The sequence below is a fragment of the Chitinophaga ginsengisoli genome, assembly GCF_003014595.1.
Lineage (GTDB): Bacteria > Bacteroidota > Bacteroidia > Chitinophagales > Chitinophagaceae > Chitinophaga > Chitinophaga ginsengisoli.
In genome coordinates this window covers 795,859-810,547 of sequence record NZ_PYGK01000002.1, presented here as the reverse complement: position 1 = coordinate 810,547, position 14,689 = coordinate 795,859, and the positions used below count along the sequence as shown (strand labels likewise).

Below are 14,689 nucleotides of genomic sequence, written 5' to 3'. Positions count from 1 at the left end.
ATAGATTTATACTGTGAACCTAGTGTTACTGTGTTAAAATACTAATTACCCCGAATTACATTTTCGCGTTTGACCCCAAAAATCAATCGCTCAATCTATATTTACCGAACCAGTGAGGCTGCATTAATTGTCTGATAAATTTAATGTATGGCTGCATTACCCCAAATACTGGCAGGCCCCATCCTGCGAAGAGTAGAACCTCGTTTGGTGACTATCTGGATGGCGTTTTCCGAGCCACAGCATATAGAGTTGCATTTATGGTCTGAAATCATCAAGACGCAGAAGACGAGTACTGTATATGAACCGGAGATCCCACCGGATTATACGGCTACGACAGATACGCAACGCATCGGTACCCATTTCCACATTGCCTTTATTACATTGAACATTGAGGCACCTAAGTTACCGTTGGTGCCGAACCAGGTGTATTGCTATAACGTCCGCTTTACAGATACTAATTCGAGTACCCTGCGCGACCTGAAGTCGGAAGGATTGTTTGCTGACCAGACGAACCCGGTCACATCGCGCTTCTCCAATATGGCTATCGGGTTTAAGGAAGGGCAGTTGCCTTCTTTCTCATTAACGCCCACTAACCTGGAGGATCTGATCATCATGCACGGCTCCTGCAGAAAGATGCATGGTATCGGGAAAGACGGACTGGCGGCGATGGACTTTCTCATAGGCAGTTATATTAATGAGCCGAATAAGCGTCCTCACCAGCTATTTCTGACGGGCGATCAGATCTATGCAGATGATGTACCCATGATGGTACTGCCCTGGTTATCCCGGCAGGGGAAGGCCTTGTTTGGGGATGATTTTGACGAAAAGATCACCGTTAGTAATACAAAGACGGCCAGCGCTACACTGACCAATTTCCCTCCCAATCTGCGGCGTACCCTCATGAAGGAATCCGCAAAGTTCAGCAGTGATGATGACGACAGCCACCTGATTGCCTTTCATGAGTTCGTGGCCATGTACCTGTTCTCTTTCAGTAACCATCTGTGGCCGACGGAACTGGCTAATATAAAGGAAGACATCAGCGAAGGGGCTATGGATACCATCTTTGCTGATCTCATGACCATGATAGACGATAGCGCTGCTGACATGCGTGACTTCCTGATGAACGCTGAAGAAAAAGAGATGTTCAATCACACCTCCAATGAGAAGCGGGATAGGTGGGAGAAACAGATGAAGAGGATGTTTAAGAAAGAGCTGAAGAACGTGATAGAGTTCAGGGACAACCTGCCGCGTATAGCGAGGATACTCGCTAATGTGCCGGTGTATATGATACTGGATGATCATGAAATTACGGACGACTGGTACATGACCCGCGACTGGCGTGACCAGGTGCTGAGCCATCCTTTGGGCGTGAATATTATCAGGAACGGGCTGATGGCCTATATACTGTTCCAGGGCTGGGGTAATGATCCGAAGAGCTTTGAATCAGGTGATAAAGCCACTTTACTGACGCAGATAAAACAGGTAGCTGCCCCCGGCAATACAGAAGGTCCTTCGCTGAGCGTGGCCAATGCTATTGATGCCCTGCTGGGTTTTGATGGCAATGTACCAAAGATAAAACTGCACTTTAATGTGCCTACAGGACCTACCACCACGTATGTACTTGATACACGCACAAGGAGAGTGTATGAAACAAGACATGGTAGTCCCGGATTAATGTCGCCGGATGCCTTGCTGGAACAATTACCTACTACACCGCTGCCGCTGGGTGCGGAAGTGGTATTCATTGTATCGCCTGCACCGGTATTAGGACTGGCCGTATTTGAAGAGCTGATACAGCCTCTCATGAGTTCCATTAAAAGTAATGTATATGCTGATACGGAAGCCTGGGCATTGAACTTTGCCGTCTTTGAAAGTTTCCTTGCCACCATACAGAAATTGAAAAAGGTGGTGATCCTTTCCGGGGATGTACATTTCGGATTGAGCACTGTGATGGACTATTTCAAGGGCGCGGATAAGACAAGGATCGTACAGCTGGTATCCAGTGCGCTGAAGAATGAATCGGATACGCTCGGCAATCAACACATCCTTATCAGCGGAAGGTTACAGCAGTTGCAGTCAGCGGCGTATTTCCCTTCTGAAAGACTGGGCTGGTTGAACAAGGTGGTGAACGTGAATGGCAGTATCTCTCCCAGGAATGAAATGCGCCGGCATAAGAACCCGGTAGTACTTTCTCCGCAAGGCTGGTTCCCTGGGGCGACTGTGACGCCGGCGGCTGACTGGTCCTGGCGACTGAATATCCTGAGAGATGAAAGGCCCGATACTGATACCGTGGGTGCAAGACCAGAAAAGATCCGTATTGATACGATCACGCCGGATATCAATCTCGCTTCCGCTCCTTCTGTCAAAGACGGTTATGAAAAAGTAGTAGCAAGGCATCAGAAAGCCTTTGAAGATAATATCGCAAGGAGAGTGGTTTGGTCATCCAATATAGGTTTTGTAAAGATTAAAAAGGATGCCGGTAAGCTGTCTGTTGAACACCAGTTCTGGTACCGTTTGCCCGACGATGATCTGTATGAGGAGCCTGCCTGTTACACAATGCATACTACTTCTCTGGAACCAACTTCAGATACACCCCCACAACTTAGCTGACCATGGCTGATAATAAAAATCTGCTGCAACAATATGTGAAGATTGCCCGGGACATACTCAATCCTTTTGTGGATATGCTCGGCGGTACGCTGGAAGACAGGAAAGAAGGGCTGGCCTCTCTTGGCCTGGACCCTTCCTTTGCCAATTCATCTCCTGCCGTTCCAACGGCAAGCCTGAATAGTATCAACCAGTATGTAGAGAAGTCGGCCGATGAGGTAGATGAAATAGCCTTCTTCGCTGTGCTGGAAGACCTGATACAGATATCGGCAGTCATCAAAGAGTTCTTCGAGGCAGCTTCCGCCGGCAATCCTAATCTGACTGCCAGCGAGCTTACCACCTCGTATATGAACCTGCTGACCCTGAACTATTTCCGTTTAAGGGCGCCCATGTTCTTTAAGGTGATGTCCATTATTGAGAGTGTGGATCAGCAGTCTGTCAGATCGGGAGGTATCCTTAACCTCTTTGGCGCCATCGGTAAGTTCTTCGAGAATGTAGGTGAAGGCTTTAAACTGGAAAATGAAGATCATGCCCGTAACCTGTCTGACACGATGCTGTTTGTAGGTGGTGTAGGACTTACCTTACTGAACAAGTTATTCTTCCATTTTAGTATTCCTTTAAGCGTAGATGCTGCTTACGGTTATGATACCTATCCCGCATCGACCAGTCCTAATGCAGACATGCTTTCTCAACGGACACTCAGTTTCTCTATCAAACATGAAGCTGATACCGTTGAAAGTAAGCTGACCAATACATTGGTATTAGTGCCATTGAGTCAGCAGGGAAAAGCCGCTGTAATGGATATTACCGGGGAGATAAAGATAGAACTGGACCTCGGCAATCACTGGAAGTTCACTTTTGATACGGGCGGATTGGGTATCATATTCCGCGTGGGCGAAGGGGCTGATGCTTCCCTTGCCACCAATCCTTTTGTGGAGATGATACTGGAGAACAACACGGATGAAGTGACGAAGGGAACGCTCTTCGCTAATCCCGTGATGAAGTTTGGTTATGGCAGAATTAAGACAAGTATCCGGTTCTCTAAAGATGATATTGAATTCAAATTTAAGCCAACAATAGCCTTTGAATTCGGCAGAGGCACAAAGACAAGTTTCCCCTTCACACTGATCCCTAAAAAAGGACTAGACCAGAAGATTGATATAGCGATCGGGATCAGCCAGAAGAAAGGCTTCTTCCTGGATGGCGGGGCTAACGGATTGACCATTGCATTGCCGGTATATGCCACATTAGGCCCCGTTAGTTTTGATGTGATCACACTGGCCTACTCCTCCGACGAGGCTACCCAGGAAAAACAGATAGAGGTATCTGTCAGTTTCAAGCTGAAGATCGGTAGCGTGATTGCTGCTACAGTGTCCCGTACCGGTGTACTGGCCAAATTAAATAAGAACCCTGCAGGTGAAGGCGCTATTGCAGGTTATGATATTGACTTCTCCTTCAAACCGCCTAATGGTATTGGTATAGCGGTGGATGCCGGTGTGGTAACAGGTGGTGGTTTCCTCTATTTCGATTCCAAGGCAGGGGAATATTTTGGCGCGTTGGAACTCTCGTTCAAGAACCTGTTCACCTTCAAAGCGATTGGCATCATCAATACCAAAATGCCCGATGGCAGTGATGGATATTCGCTGTTGATAATAGTAACGGCTTCCGGTTTCAGCTTCCAGTTGGGATTCGGATTTACACTGAATGGACTGGGTGGCTTACTTGGGCTGAATCGTACTATCAAGGTAGATGTGCTGGTAGATGGTTTGAAGACCAATACACTGAAGAGCATTCTCTTCCCGGAAGATGTGGTGGCCAATATCAATCGTATTATCAGTGACCTGAAACAGGTCTTCCCGATACAACAGGACCATTTTGTAGTAGGACTGATGGCTAAGATAGGGTGGGGCACTCCGACACTGGTAACGCTGGACCTGGGTGTGATCGTTGATTTCCCTGATCCGAGAGTAGTGATACTTGGCGTGCTGAAAGCCGTCCTGCCGAAAGAAGAGGCACCAGTACTGAAATTGCAGATCAATTTTGTCGGTATCATTGATATTCCGAACAGCTTTATTTTCTTTCGTGCAGACCTGTACGATTCAAGACTGCTGGTATTTACGCTGACCGGTAGCCTGGCATTGCTGGTAGCATGGGGAGACAATGCCACCTTTGCTTTAAGTGTGGGTGGATTCCATCCCGACTTCCATGATATTCCTTCCATTCCGCAGTTGCCAAACGGGTTCAAGAACCTCGATCGCCTGGGCATCAGCCTGTTGTCGGGAGAGAATCCGCGTATTACCATCCAGTGTTATTTTGCTGTCACTTCCAACACGGTGCAGTTCGGCGCTAAAGCTGAACTGTACGCTGAAGCGGCAGGTTTTAATGTGTATGGTTATCTCGGATTTGATGTGCTGTTCCAGTTCGAGCCATTTCATTTCGTGGCGAAACTGTATGCAGGACTCGCGCTCCGACATGGAACATCCGTTATTAAGGGTATTACCCTGTCCGGCGAACTGAGTGGTCCTAAGCCATGGGACGTAAAAGGAGAGGCCAGTTTCAGTATCCTTTTCTTCGATGTCAGCATTGGGTTCCATGTTACCTGGGGCGATGATCCGGATGCGGTGGCTAAGATAACAGAAGACCTGCAGCAACTGATGATCGACGAGATCAATAACAACCAGAACTGGCAGGCGGTTATCCCGGATAACAATAAGCTGCACGTAAGTGTAAAAGACCTGAAACTGATACAACCGGAAGACAACCCTTCTCCGAATATCGTCATTCACCCGCTGGGCGTACTCACCTTTAGTGAAAGGGTATTGCCGATGGAAGTGACTATACAGAAATTCGGCACCAGGGTGCCAAAAGATGTAGATCTGTTTAAGATCAATGGTGTGAAGACCGGTACCACCAATTTGACTTATGCGTCAGCTACGGAAAGATTTGCACCGGCCAATTTCTTCAATCTCAAGGATAATGAAAAGCTTTCCCGCCGTTCGTTTGAAACAAATGTAAGCGGTTGTAAGGTGACTGCCAGTGCTGACCTGAGCATTGCTCCTGCGGTTAACAAGAGTGTTGATTATGAGCTGAGCTATCTCCGGAAGAAGCGGTTCAGTTTGTTCTTTGCGGGTATCTATAAATATTCGAAGTCGCTCTTCAGAAGCAATCTGAAAGGCAGTGCAGTGGCTGCATCCAAAATGTCTTATGCTACCAATCGCCAGTCGGTGAATGCGCCGGATGCAGTGGCTGTGCAGAAGGATCAATATGTAGTAGCCAACGTTAGCGATATGAAGATGCATAGTGCAGGTATGGTAGCCAACAGTTATGCGGAAGCCGTTGAAATGTACAATACACTTACTGCAAAGCAACCCGCGCTGAAGAACAAAGTGCAGATCTTATCTCAGTATGAAATAAATAACAATTAACCATGAGTGTAGAAATCGCCAGATACCAGTTCCATGCATGGTCAAGAAGAGGTATTTCCGCCAATATTATCGAGCATGATGATCTTGGCGCAGGAGCTGCTGCTGTAAAGGAGCGTGCAGAAATTCCCATTTCGGTCACACTCAATACGACGGATGTTCCCAAGAACTTTTCCCTGATAGGGCCGGGCGATATTATCGGTATTAAAGAAGATATGATCGTTCGTACGGAGCCCTTGAGCTGGATCACCAATTTCGAGCCCAACTACCTTGCGTTCATAGAATTTTATGATGAAGATTTTGCCTGGCGGTATACGCCGGCGTCTCCGTCGGGTAATAAGCTCAGGCCCTGGCTGTTACTGTTGGTAGTGAAAGAAACTGAATTTGAGCGGACGAAAAGAAAGCTGCCATTGACGTCTGTTAATATCAACGCTAAGGAGGCGTTCCCGCCTTTCAAAGATACCTGGTTGTGGGCGCATGTGCATAGCGATGCAGATATACCAGACAGTGAGCTGTCTGATTATGAAGAGTTCCTGTTATCACTGAATAAGACAGTGAATAATGATCCAGACCAGTTGTACTGTCGTTTAATGAGTCCGCGGAAGCTGGAAGCCAACACAAAATACTATGCATTCCTGGTGCCTGCGTTTGAAACAGGGAGACTGGCAGGACTTGAGCTACCTACTGCAAATGTAGTAGCGCAGTTGCCTTCCTGGGATGATAACGGTGCAAAAGGAGAGATGCCTGTTTATTATGAATGGTTTTTCCAGACGGGTACCAATGCTGATTTCGAGTCGCTGGTAAAGCTGCTGGAACCCAGGGCCATGGACCCCAGGGTGGGCATTCGGGACATGGATGCTTCCAGGCCGGGTTTTGTAAGGGCTGATGATAATACAACAGAAATTCCCGGTACCCAGCCACCTATGCTGGGACTGGAAGGGGCAATTAAATCACCCACTACAGTGTCAACTGTTTTTCCGAATCCGCCGGACAGTGAGTTCCAGAAGGAGCTGCAGAAAATAGTGAACCTGCCGGCCATACAGGCTGCCGATCTCACGCAGGACCCTGTCGTGTCTGTACCCTTATATGGCGGCAAGCATGCAAAGAAATCAGCAACAGATGTAGTGCTGCTGGATATTACCAAAAAGACCTGGGTCAATGAGCTGAACAGGGATCCGCGTACACGTGTGCCTGCAGGCTTTGGGACGGCAGTGATCCAGAAGAACCAGGAAACCTATATGCAAAAAGCATGGCTGCAGGTGGCCGGGATCATTGAGGCCAACCGGAATATTAAGAACAGCCAATTCCTCATGTATGTTACTTTCCAGTTTACACAGAAGACATTCTCAAAGCTGCCCGACAATGTGCTGGTGGCTTTGACGAAACCTGTGCATACGCGCGTGATGGGGAGTCCTACTACTATTTATCAGCAGATCACTGACAGTATATTACCTACTACAGTATTCTCAGGTGCGTTCAGAAGATTGGTACGGCCTAACGGCAAGCTGGCAAAAAGACTGGGTGCAAATGGTCCGCTGGTATACAATGATCTTGTTACAAAGATAAACGACGGCACCTTAACGGCTGCTCCGCCTAAAACAATACCGGCAGGACTGCCCAATACAAAGGATTTCTCCAGTAAGATCTTCCCCTACCAGCTGAGCCATCTGATGTTATGGCTGCTGAAGAATAGTCTGCTGGCATTTATCATACTCGTAGTACTGCTGCTGTTATTAATGTTTATTACAGGCGCCTACGCCACCTTTGCTGTATTGATAGTCGCAGTTGTGGCAGCCTATGTTGCATTGAGCCGTTTCCTGAAAGGCAGAAAGGATGACGAGGCAGCAGCGGAAGCACTGGATGATCCTTTCAAGGCGGCAGACGAGTTAAAAGATATACCCGCAAAGCCCGATTTTACGCTGCTATTAAGTGATGAAACAGTTACACCAGCGCCTACGCCAACAACTCCCGGTGCTGACAGTGTAGAGGCACAAAACTTCAGGGTAGCTATGAAGGACTTCCTGGGAAGAATGGTGTTGCAGGCGGTTGATCCTGTACGTACATCGGTCGACCTGGGGAATGCCAACACGAAACTGCGGGATGCTATTAATCCTTACAAGGCCTATCCACAGCGGCTTAACAGGTTGGTGAAATTCCCATCTTATATAAAGCTGGATGCGCCGGAAAAGATCTTTCCTGCAATGGCTTACCCCGATTTTGAAGACCCGATGTATAAAGGGCTGTGTGATATTTCGAATGAGCTGCTGCTGCCTAACCTGAAGCTCATACCAGAGAATACTATTTCATTGCTGAAAACAAATCAGCCATTTATAGAATCCTACATGGTTGGACTGAACCATGAAATGGGCCGTGAGTTATTATGGCGGGAATATCCTACGGATGAACGCCCAAGCAGTTTCAGACAGTTCTGGGATGTAAAAGGTGTGATCCGTCCAAAAGAGAATAAATCCGAAGCTGAACTGAGAGAAGCATACAAGGATATCAAACCTATTCATACATGGCCTGTCAGCAGTACATTGGGGCGTCATAATAACCGCGATGCAGAAGGAGATGCAGAGCAGTTAGTGCTGGTGATACGCGGAGAATTGTTAAAGCGTTACCCTAACACCCTGATCTTTGCGCAGAAGGCACTTGCGGGGGCGACACCTGATGATGATCCGGTGATAGACCTAGACCTTTCCGATACGGAGTTTGAAACACAACTCAAGTTCCCCTTATATAAAGCCGAGATAGCGCCGGATATTAAATTCTTCGGATTCGATCTTACCATAGAACAGGCGAGAGGTACTGAGCTGACTCCGGGTTTCACTGACCACCTGGGATGGTTTTTCATCATACAGGAAATACCGGGAATGCCGAGGTTTGGTATGGACGTTTCCTTTGACCAGGGAAGTGATGGTTTATCGTGGGATGATCTGGCCTGGACAAACTTTGATCCTGGTATGAAGTTCATTACAGCAGGTACAAAACCCACTATTCCCCTTCCTCCATCGGAGTTTAACAAATGGGGAACGGATGCGGCGAATATGGCATTTATCCTGTTCCAGAAACCGAGCATGGTGGCCGTACACGCAACGGAAATGCTGGAGAAAGTTGATGCATAAAAATACCATTCACACCAAATAATAAAGCATTATGCCCACATTGAACGAACAACAGGAACTGATTACAGCCTTGCGCCTGCAACGCGAACAAAGTTCCGGTGACTTATACAGGGCGCAGATCAATCTGCATGCTACCAATACCCTGCTGGGACGGGTTAGTAAAAAAGAAACCTCCCTGCCGCCTGATGTGCAGCAGATCGCTGCCCTGCGGGAACAGATCGCCAAACTACAGGCAGATATCAGGGCTATCAATGCGGCATTGAATGAAACCGACAGTTATGGGGTGAAGGTGAAACAACAGGAGCAGTACATTGATTTCCTGCAGAAGAAAAAGGAAGTGACAACTGCACGTATACAGGAAGATCAGCAGCGGTTGCAGGAGGAAGAAAGCAATGAAACACCTGATAAAAAGATTATTGCAGCACTTATACAGGAGATAGCGCAGCTGGAAAAACTGTTGCCTGAGCTGGATCAGAACCTTGCCACCGCACAGCATGATCTTGCGCAGCTGAAGCAGCAACAACAGCAGGCAATGGAGCAACAGCAACAGCTGTTATCTTCAAAGAAAGGTCTCCAGATTAAACTGGCTAGCCTGGAAGCTGATCTGGCAGGTCTCCTGCAACAGGGTAATGGTGAGAATATGGACGAAGTATTGCAGACACTGAAGCAACAACAGGAGGCATATGTACAGGCTAAACAACAGCATTATAAAAACGACATCGCATTGTCGGATGCCATTGCAGGGATCTATGTTGACCCACATCCGCGTAATGGTGTGCAACAACTGAATGACAATATTCCTTTCCTGTTCATGCCCGTAAGGATAGAAACCCGGTTTATCACTTCCGGTAATCTTTCAGAACTGTGGTTACGAATATACCCCGACGATATCGCTGTACATACACATGAAAAACTGCTGACCAGTCAGGAATTGAAAGATGGCATCACCTACTGGAAGGCATTGTTTGACGCAGAGAAAAAGGGCGGTGCGGAAAAAGAAGACAAAAAGAAGGCAGCCTGGAATGTATTGGCAACGACATTCAGTCCTCAGCGTGCTGCATGGGTAGCCTTGCAGACAAAACCTACCAACTGGGATAATCTTCCGAATATAGAAAGTGTTGATGGGCTGACATTCCCTTCTCCCGAACTGACAAAGCCCGATACCTGGAGCCGCGCACCCAGGGTGAATGTTTTGCCTGACAGGTTTGTAGTGACCTTATATGAAGGCAATGTAGTGACGAAGGAAGTAGTAGGGAATATTATACCGGATGAATTATTTGTAGGGCCGGACCCGATGGATGCAGATGCCGGTTTTGTTACGAAAGATGATAAGCTGGTGTTCGGTGAAAGTTATGACTGGACATCTGACTTTGATAAGGCTATACTGAATGGGATGGGTTTCAGGATCCCCCTGAACGCAACACAAGCAGCCAATGGATTTGACAAGATACTCGTATTGGGAGTAAATCTTTCCGCCAGTGAATCGGCTGCACAGCAGATGGTGGAGGAACTGATAGATAATCATCATTATTCCCCGAAGGGATTCAGCCTGATACCACAGGGCAGTGCTACCAACAATATGGATGATAATGGTTCCGGTTATACCAGGAATGATGATTTTAGTAATGCCAGTTATGTAATAGAGGCGCAGGCGCCATTATTCACTGATGCAGATGATTGTGATGGGAAGAACCTCGCTAATGCGCTGGGTATTGAGTATGCATCCTTACAGAATATAGCGCATAGCAATGGAAAAGACCTGGAGGAAGCCATAGCGATGAACACAGCGCTCTTTCCTTCTACCTTGGGTTATTACTTCGATACCATGATTAACCCCGTGTTGAGTGAAGCGCAACAGGATAAGCTCCGCAGTTTCTTTGTGCGGCATGTAACAGGTCGTGGGCCCTTACCTGCTATCCGTGTGGGCAACCAGCCCTACGGCGTGCTGCTAACCAGCAATTTCGAGGAATGGAAGTGGAACAGCACATTGCCCGTGCCGGGTATCGCATTGCCGGATAACAGATTCCTGAATGGATTATATGTGGTGCTGAAAGCCTATTCGGAGATATGGAAAGAGATCCTTGGCAAACTTTCTTACGTAGGCAAACCGGGGCTTGATCCGTCTGCCACATTGATGGATATTATCGGTTTGCAGCCTAACAGTGCGTCTGTTTTCCAGCGCATCGGGTATTCCACAGATTACCTGCGGAATTTGGACAGCTTCAAACATGGCGGCAAATATTATAAGGACCTGCAGCAAAGCATGACATCCAAGACAGATGCGCTGAGCTTCCTGCAACAATTGGGTTATACGGCTGATGAAGGTGGTGTGTTAAAAGTACCGCAGTTGTTACGACTGGTCTACCAGCATTATCATACTACGTTGGATGCTGCTAATCTTATCGATAATGTTCCACTGTCAGAAAAGGACGGGATCACTTACTATAATGAAGCAGCTAAGAAGAATTACCTCAACTGGCTGGCAGAGATCACAGACCTGGACACGCTTGAAAAACAGGACTTTGGTGCAGGGAAGCCAATCCCTGCAGCACTGTTGTACATGCAATTACGCAGAAGTCTGTCATTGCAGTTGCACAAGGCATCTATACTATGGTTTAAGAAAAATGATTTCCCGCTTGACTTCATGTTGCAGCCTGCCAATTTCCATAATATCCGTCCCGGTGGTGATCTGAGTAAATGGGAGATGATGCGCGCACCAGTTTCGAAAGCAGCGCCTGAGCATCCGCAAAGTAACAGTACTATCGGCGCGTATTTATTAGGGCTTGGCAGAGATGAGGATGAAGCAGCCTTTCTGACTGCCATGAGAAAGGCCATTGGTTCGTTAGCTGACCTGCCCACGGCAAGACTGGAACGTTGTTTCATAGAACACCTGGATACCTGTAATTATCGCCTGGATGCATGGCAAACCGGTATGTTCAATGTGCGGTTGTCACAACAGCGGCGATTGCAGACTGCGGAGCGTCAGAAAGGTATTTATCTCGGGTCGTATGGGTGGGTGGAACATGTACGCCCCTCCGGTAAACGTCGGGTAGTCACTGATCCCGTACCTGAAAAACTGAAGCCAGCTAACCGGCCTTTGTACGAGTATACCGATAATGGGGGCTTTGTGCATGCGCCTTCTCTGAATCACGCTTCTGCCGCAGCGGTGTTACGCAGTGCCTATATGAGTCATGCTACACCTGAGAATCCGGATATCATGGCAGTGAATCTTTCTTCCGAAAGAGTGCGCAGGGCCATGTTCATACTGGATGGTATGCGTAATGGTCAGACCCTGGAAGCACTGCTGGGATATCAGTTTGAAAGAGGACTGCATGACCGTGGTTCTGCGGATGATAGTCTGAAGAAACTGAACGCATATATCTACGACTATCGCGCGGCTTTCCCGCTATTGCAGCATGTAGTGCAACAGGTAGGAACAGGAACTGTGCAGGAAAGTATTCCTGCCAATAACGTAGTGAATGGTGTAACACTGGCTGAAAAGACCGGGGGATTTCCTTTTGGCGCAACAGGTGCTGTGCTATCGGCATCAGCAGGAGAGATAGACGCGATCATAGCAGAGAAAGATAAACTGGCGGATACCCTGGATGCTGTAAAAGACCTTTTATCCGCAGAAAGTGTGTACCAGCTGGTGCAGGGTAATTTTGAACGTTGTGGTGCCTTGCTCAATGCGGTGAAGGATGCCGTTATTCCAGCTGAACTGAATGTCGTTGAAACGCCGAGAGGTAGTAAGTTTACCTTCACCAACAGGGTGATGATACAGTTTGGGAATGTAGATGCGGCTGATCCTGCCAGTAATCCATGGCCTGCGGTGGATATGACGGTAAGGGCAAAGATGGAAGCCGGTCTGAATAAGTGGCTCGGAAAGGTAATAGGAGATCCGGCGAAGATAATATACAACGTAGCCTATCTGGACGCCCTGAACCTGCCCCTGGGGCAGGAAACATGGACGCTGGATAAACTGGGTATTCAGCCGGTTGATCTGCTTTATATCACGGGAGCTGAGCTGAATACAGGGGCGGCGGATAAAACCTCCGTCTCTGAGTTGGAAAGCCGTATTGCCTGGCAGTATAGAAAAGCGCATGGACTGGAAGACAGTACGGCTATCAGCATTGCCTTTACGCAGCCTGATAATGTGACGGGCACGCAGACATTGGCCAGCCTCCTGCCTTTGCTGGGCAGCCTGCGGGCTGTTATTACAGACTCCCGTGCTGTGGACGCGGCGGACTATGATCCTGATTCAAAGAAAAGTCTGGCCGATAAATCGAATCCGGGGGCGCTGGACGACGCTGAACTGCTGGCAAGGGTACAGAGTGCCCGGACAGCTTTTCAGGTCAATATCGGGGCTATAAATGGCCTTTCTGTTCATGCAGAGATCCCAGACCCGGATGCCAATAACCTACTGACGGTATACAATACACTGGAAACTGCTTTTAATGCCTTAGACAAGGCGAAACTGACTTTTGACGATATCTCCTTTACACTGGGTAACGTGGAGGCGGAAAAGTTGCAGGAAACGCTGATGGCCGTATCGCAGTTTGGTGTTCCTGATGCTTTTCCCAAGCCCGCTTGGGTACTGACTACCGAAAGCAAGGCGCTACTATTGGAACAGGCGAAGGGTATTCAACGGAAAATAACAGTCACATATAAGGCTTCCGGGGATATTGTTACCGCTGCCGCCAGTCTGACGGTGATTGCGGAAAAAGTAAAAGAGTACAGGCGGGCTGGTAAACTGCTGTTGCAGGAGGCATTCAATATCCTGCCGCTGTTTAGCTACAATAACGAAGCAGACATCCTGCTGTCACACAATGACAGCACCCAGCTACTAAGTTATGCTGCCACTAAACTGAATACAGACTACATCGTGGAAGAATGGATGCAGCAGGCAGCGCATGTGCGGCCCCGTTTGCAACGCTGGGAGCAGGTGCGTTCACTGTATGAGCTGGATCATGCAGGAGAGGACCTGCAGGTGGAGGCTGTTCAGCTGCCTTATAGAGTGAAGGATTCCTGGCTGGCGGTAGCGTTTCCGGAAACAGATCCAGTTACCAGTCAGCCGTTCAATATTGTGCATGATACCTTGTCCATTGTCGTACATGGAGACGCATTTACGCCTGCCGGCCGGCAATCCGGTCTGCTGATAGACGACTGGACAGAGGCTATTCCAACAACAGAGGAGACTACGGGTATTTCATTCAACTATAACCAGCCCAATGCCATGCCGCCACAAGCACTTTTGCTGGCGATCACCCCGCAGGTGAAAGGTCATTGGACATGGGATGACCTGATCGGCATCCTGAACGATACCCTGTCAAGGGCCAAATTAAGAGCCGTAGAGCCACGATTGCTGGATGAGGTGAGTCATCCAGCCGTTAGTGTATTACGCCCGGCTATTGTGGCTGATTTTACGCAATATGACCTGAACGTGTCACTGGATTACAGATTGAACCTGGTACTGCTGGCAGAAGCACTACCGATAACGTCTGTATCACTAAAATAGGTTTACTATTTCAAAAAATG

The 14,689-nt window shown here is 48.0% G+C and carries 4 protein-coding genes; all 4 read left to right on the top strand.

Translation table 11 applies throughout. From position 1 onward, the window contains the following. Window positions 1-147: 147 nt before the first annotated feature. From CLV42_RS07760 to CLV42_RS07745, 4 genes are read left to right on the top strand one after another with little or no spacing between them, the layout of a single operon-like run. On the top strand, window positions 148-2,610 hold the full coding sequence (locus tag CLV42_RS07760) for a metallophosphoesterase family protein (RefSeq protein ID WP_106601315.1): 2,463 nt from the start codon (window positions 148-150) through the stop codon (window positions 2,608-2,610). Window positions 2,611-2,612: 2 nt separating this feature from the next. Beyond that, the gene (locus CLV42_RS07755; RefSeq protein WP_106601314.1) at window positions 2,613-6,032 is read left to right on the top strand and encodes a DUF6603 domain-containing protein; all 3,420 of its coding nucleotides are present in this window, start codon (window positions 2,613-2,615) and stop codon (window positions 6,030-6,032) included. A gap of 2 nt (window positions 6,033-6,034) precedes the next feature. After that, complete coding sequence (locus CLV42_RS07750; protein WP_106601313.1) at window positions 6,035-9,154, top strand: hypothetical protein; 3,120 nt, start codon at window positions 6,035-6,037, stop codon at window positions 9,152-9,154. 31 nt (window positions 9,155-9,185) lie between these two features. Further along, window positions 9,186-14,669 (top strand): coiled-coil domain-containing protein, encoded by a 5,484-nt coding sequence (locus tag CLV42_RS07745; RefSeq protein ID WP_106601312.1) that lies wholly within the window; start codon window positions 9,186-9,188, stop codon window positions 14,667-14,669. Window positions 14,670-14,689 lie beyond the last annotated feature (20 nt).

Coding starts and splice junctions, on each gene's coding strand:
- CLV42_RS07760 (WP_106601315.1), top strand. CDS start 148: ATGGCTGCATTACCCCAAATACTGGCAGGCCCCATCCTGCGAAGAGTA.
- CLV42_RS07755 (WP_106601314.1), top strand. CDS start 2,613: ATGGCTGATAATAAAAATCTGCTGCAACAATATGTGAAGATTGCCCGG.
- CLV42_RS07750 (WP_106601313.1), top strand. CDS start 6,035: ATGAGTGTAGAAATCGCCAGATACCAGTTCCATGCATGGTCAAGAAGA.
- CLV42_RS07745 (WP_106601312.1), top strand. CDS start 9,186: ATGCCCACATTGAACGAACAACAGGAACTGATTACAGCCTTGCGCCTG.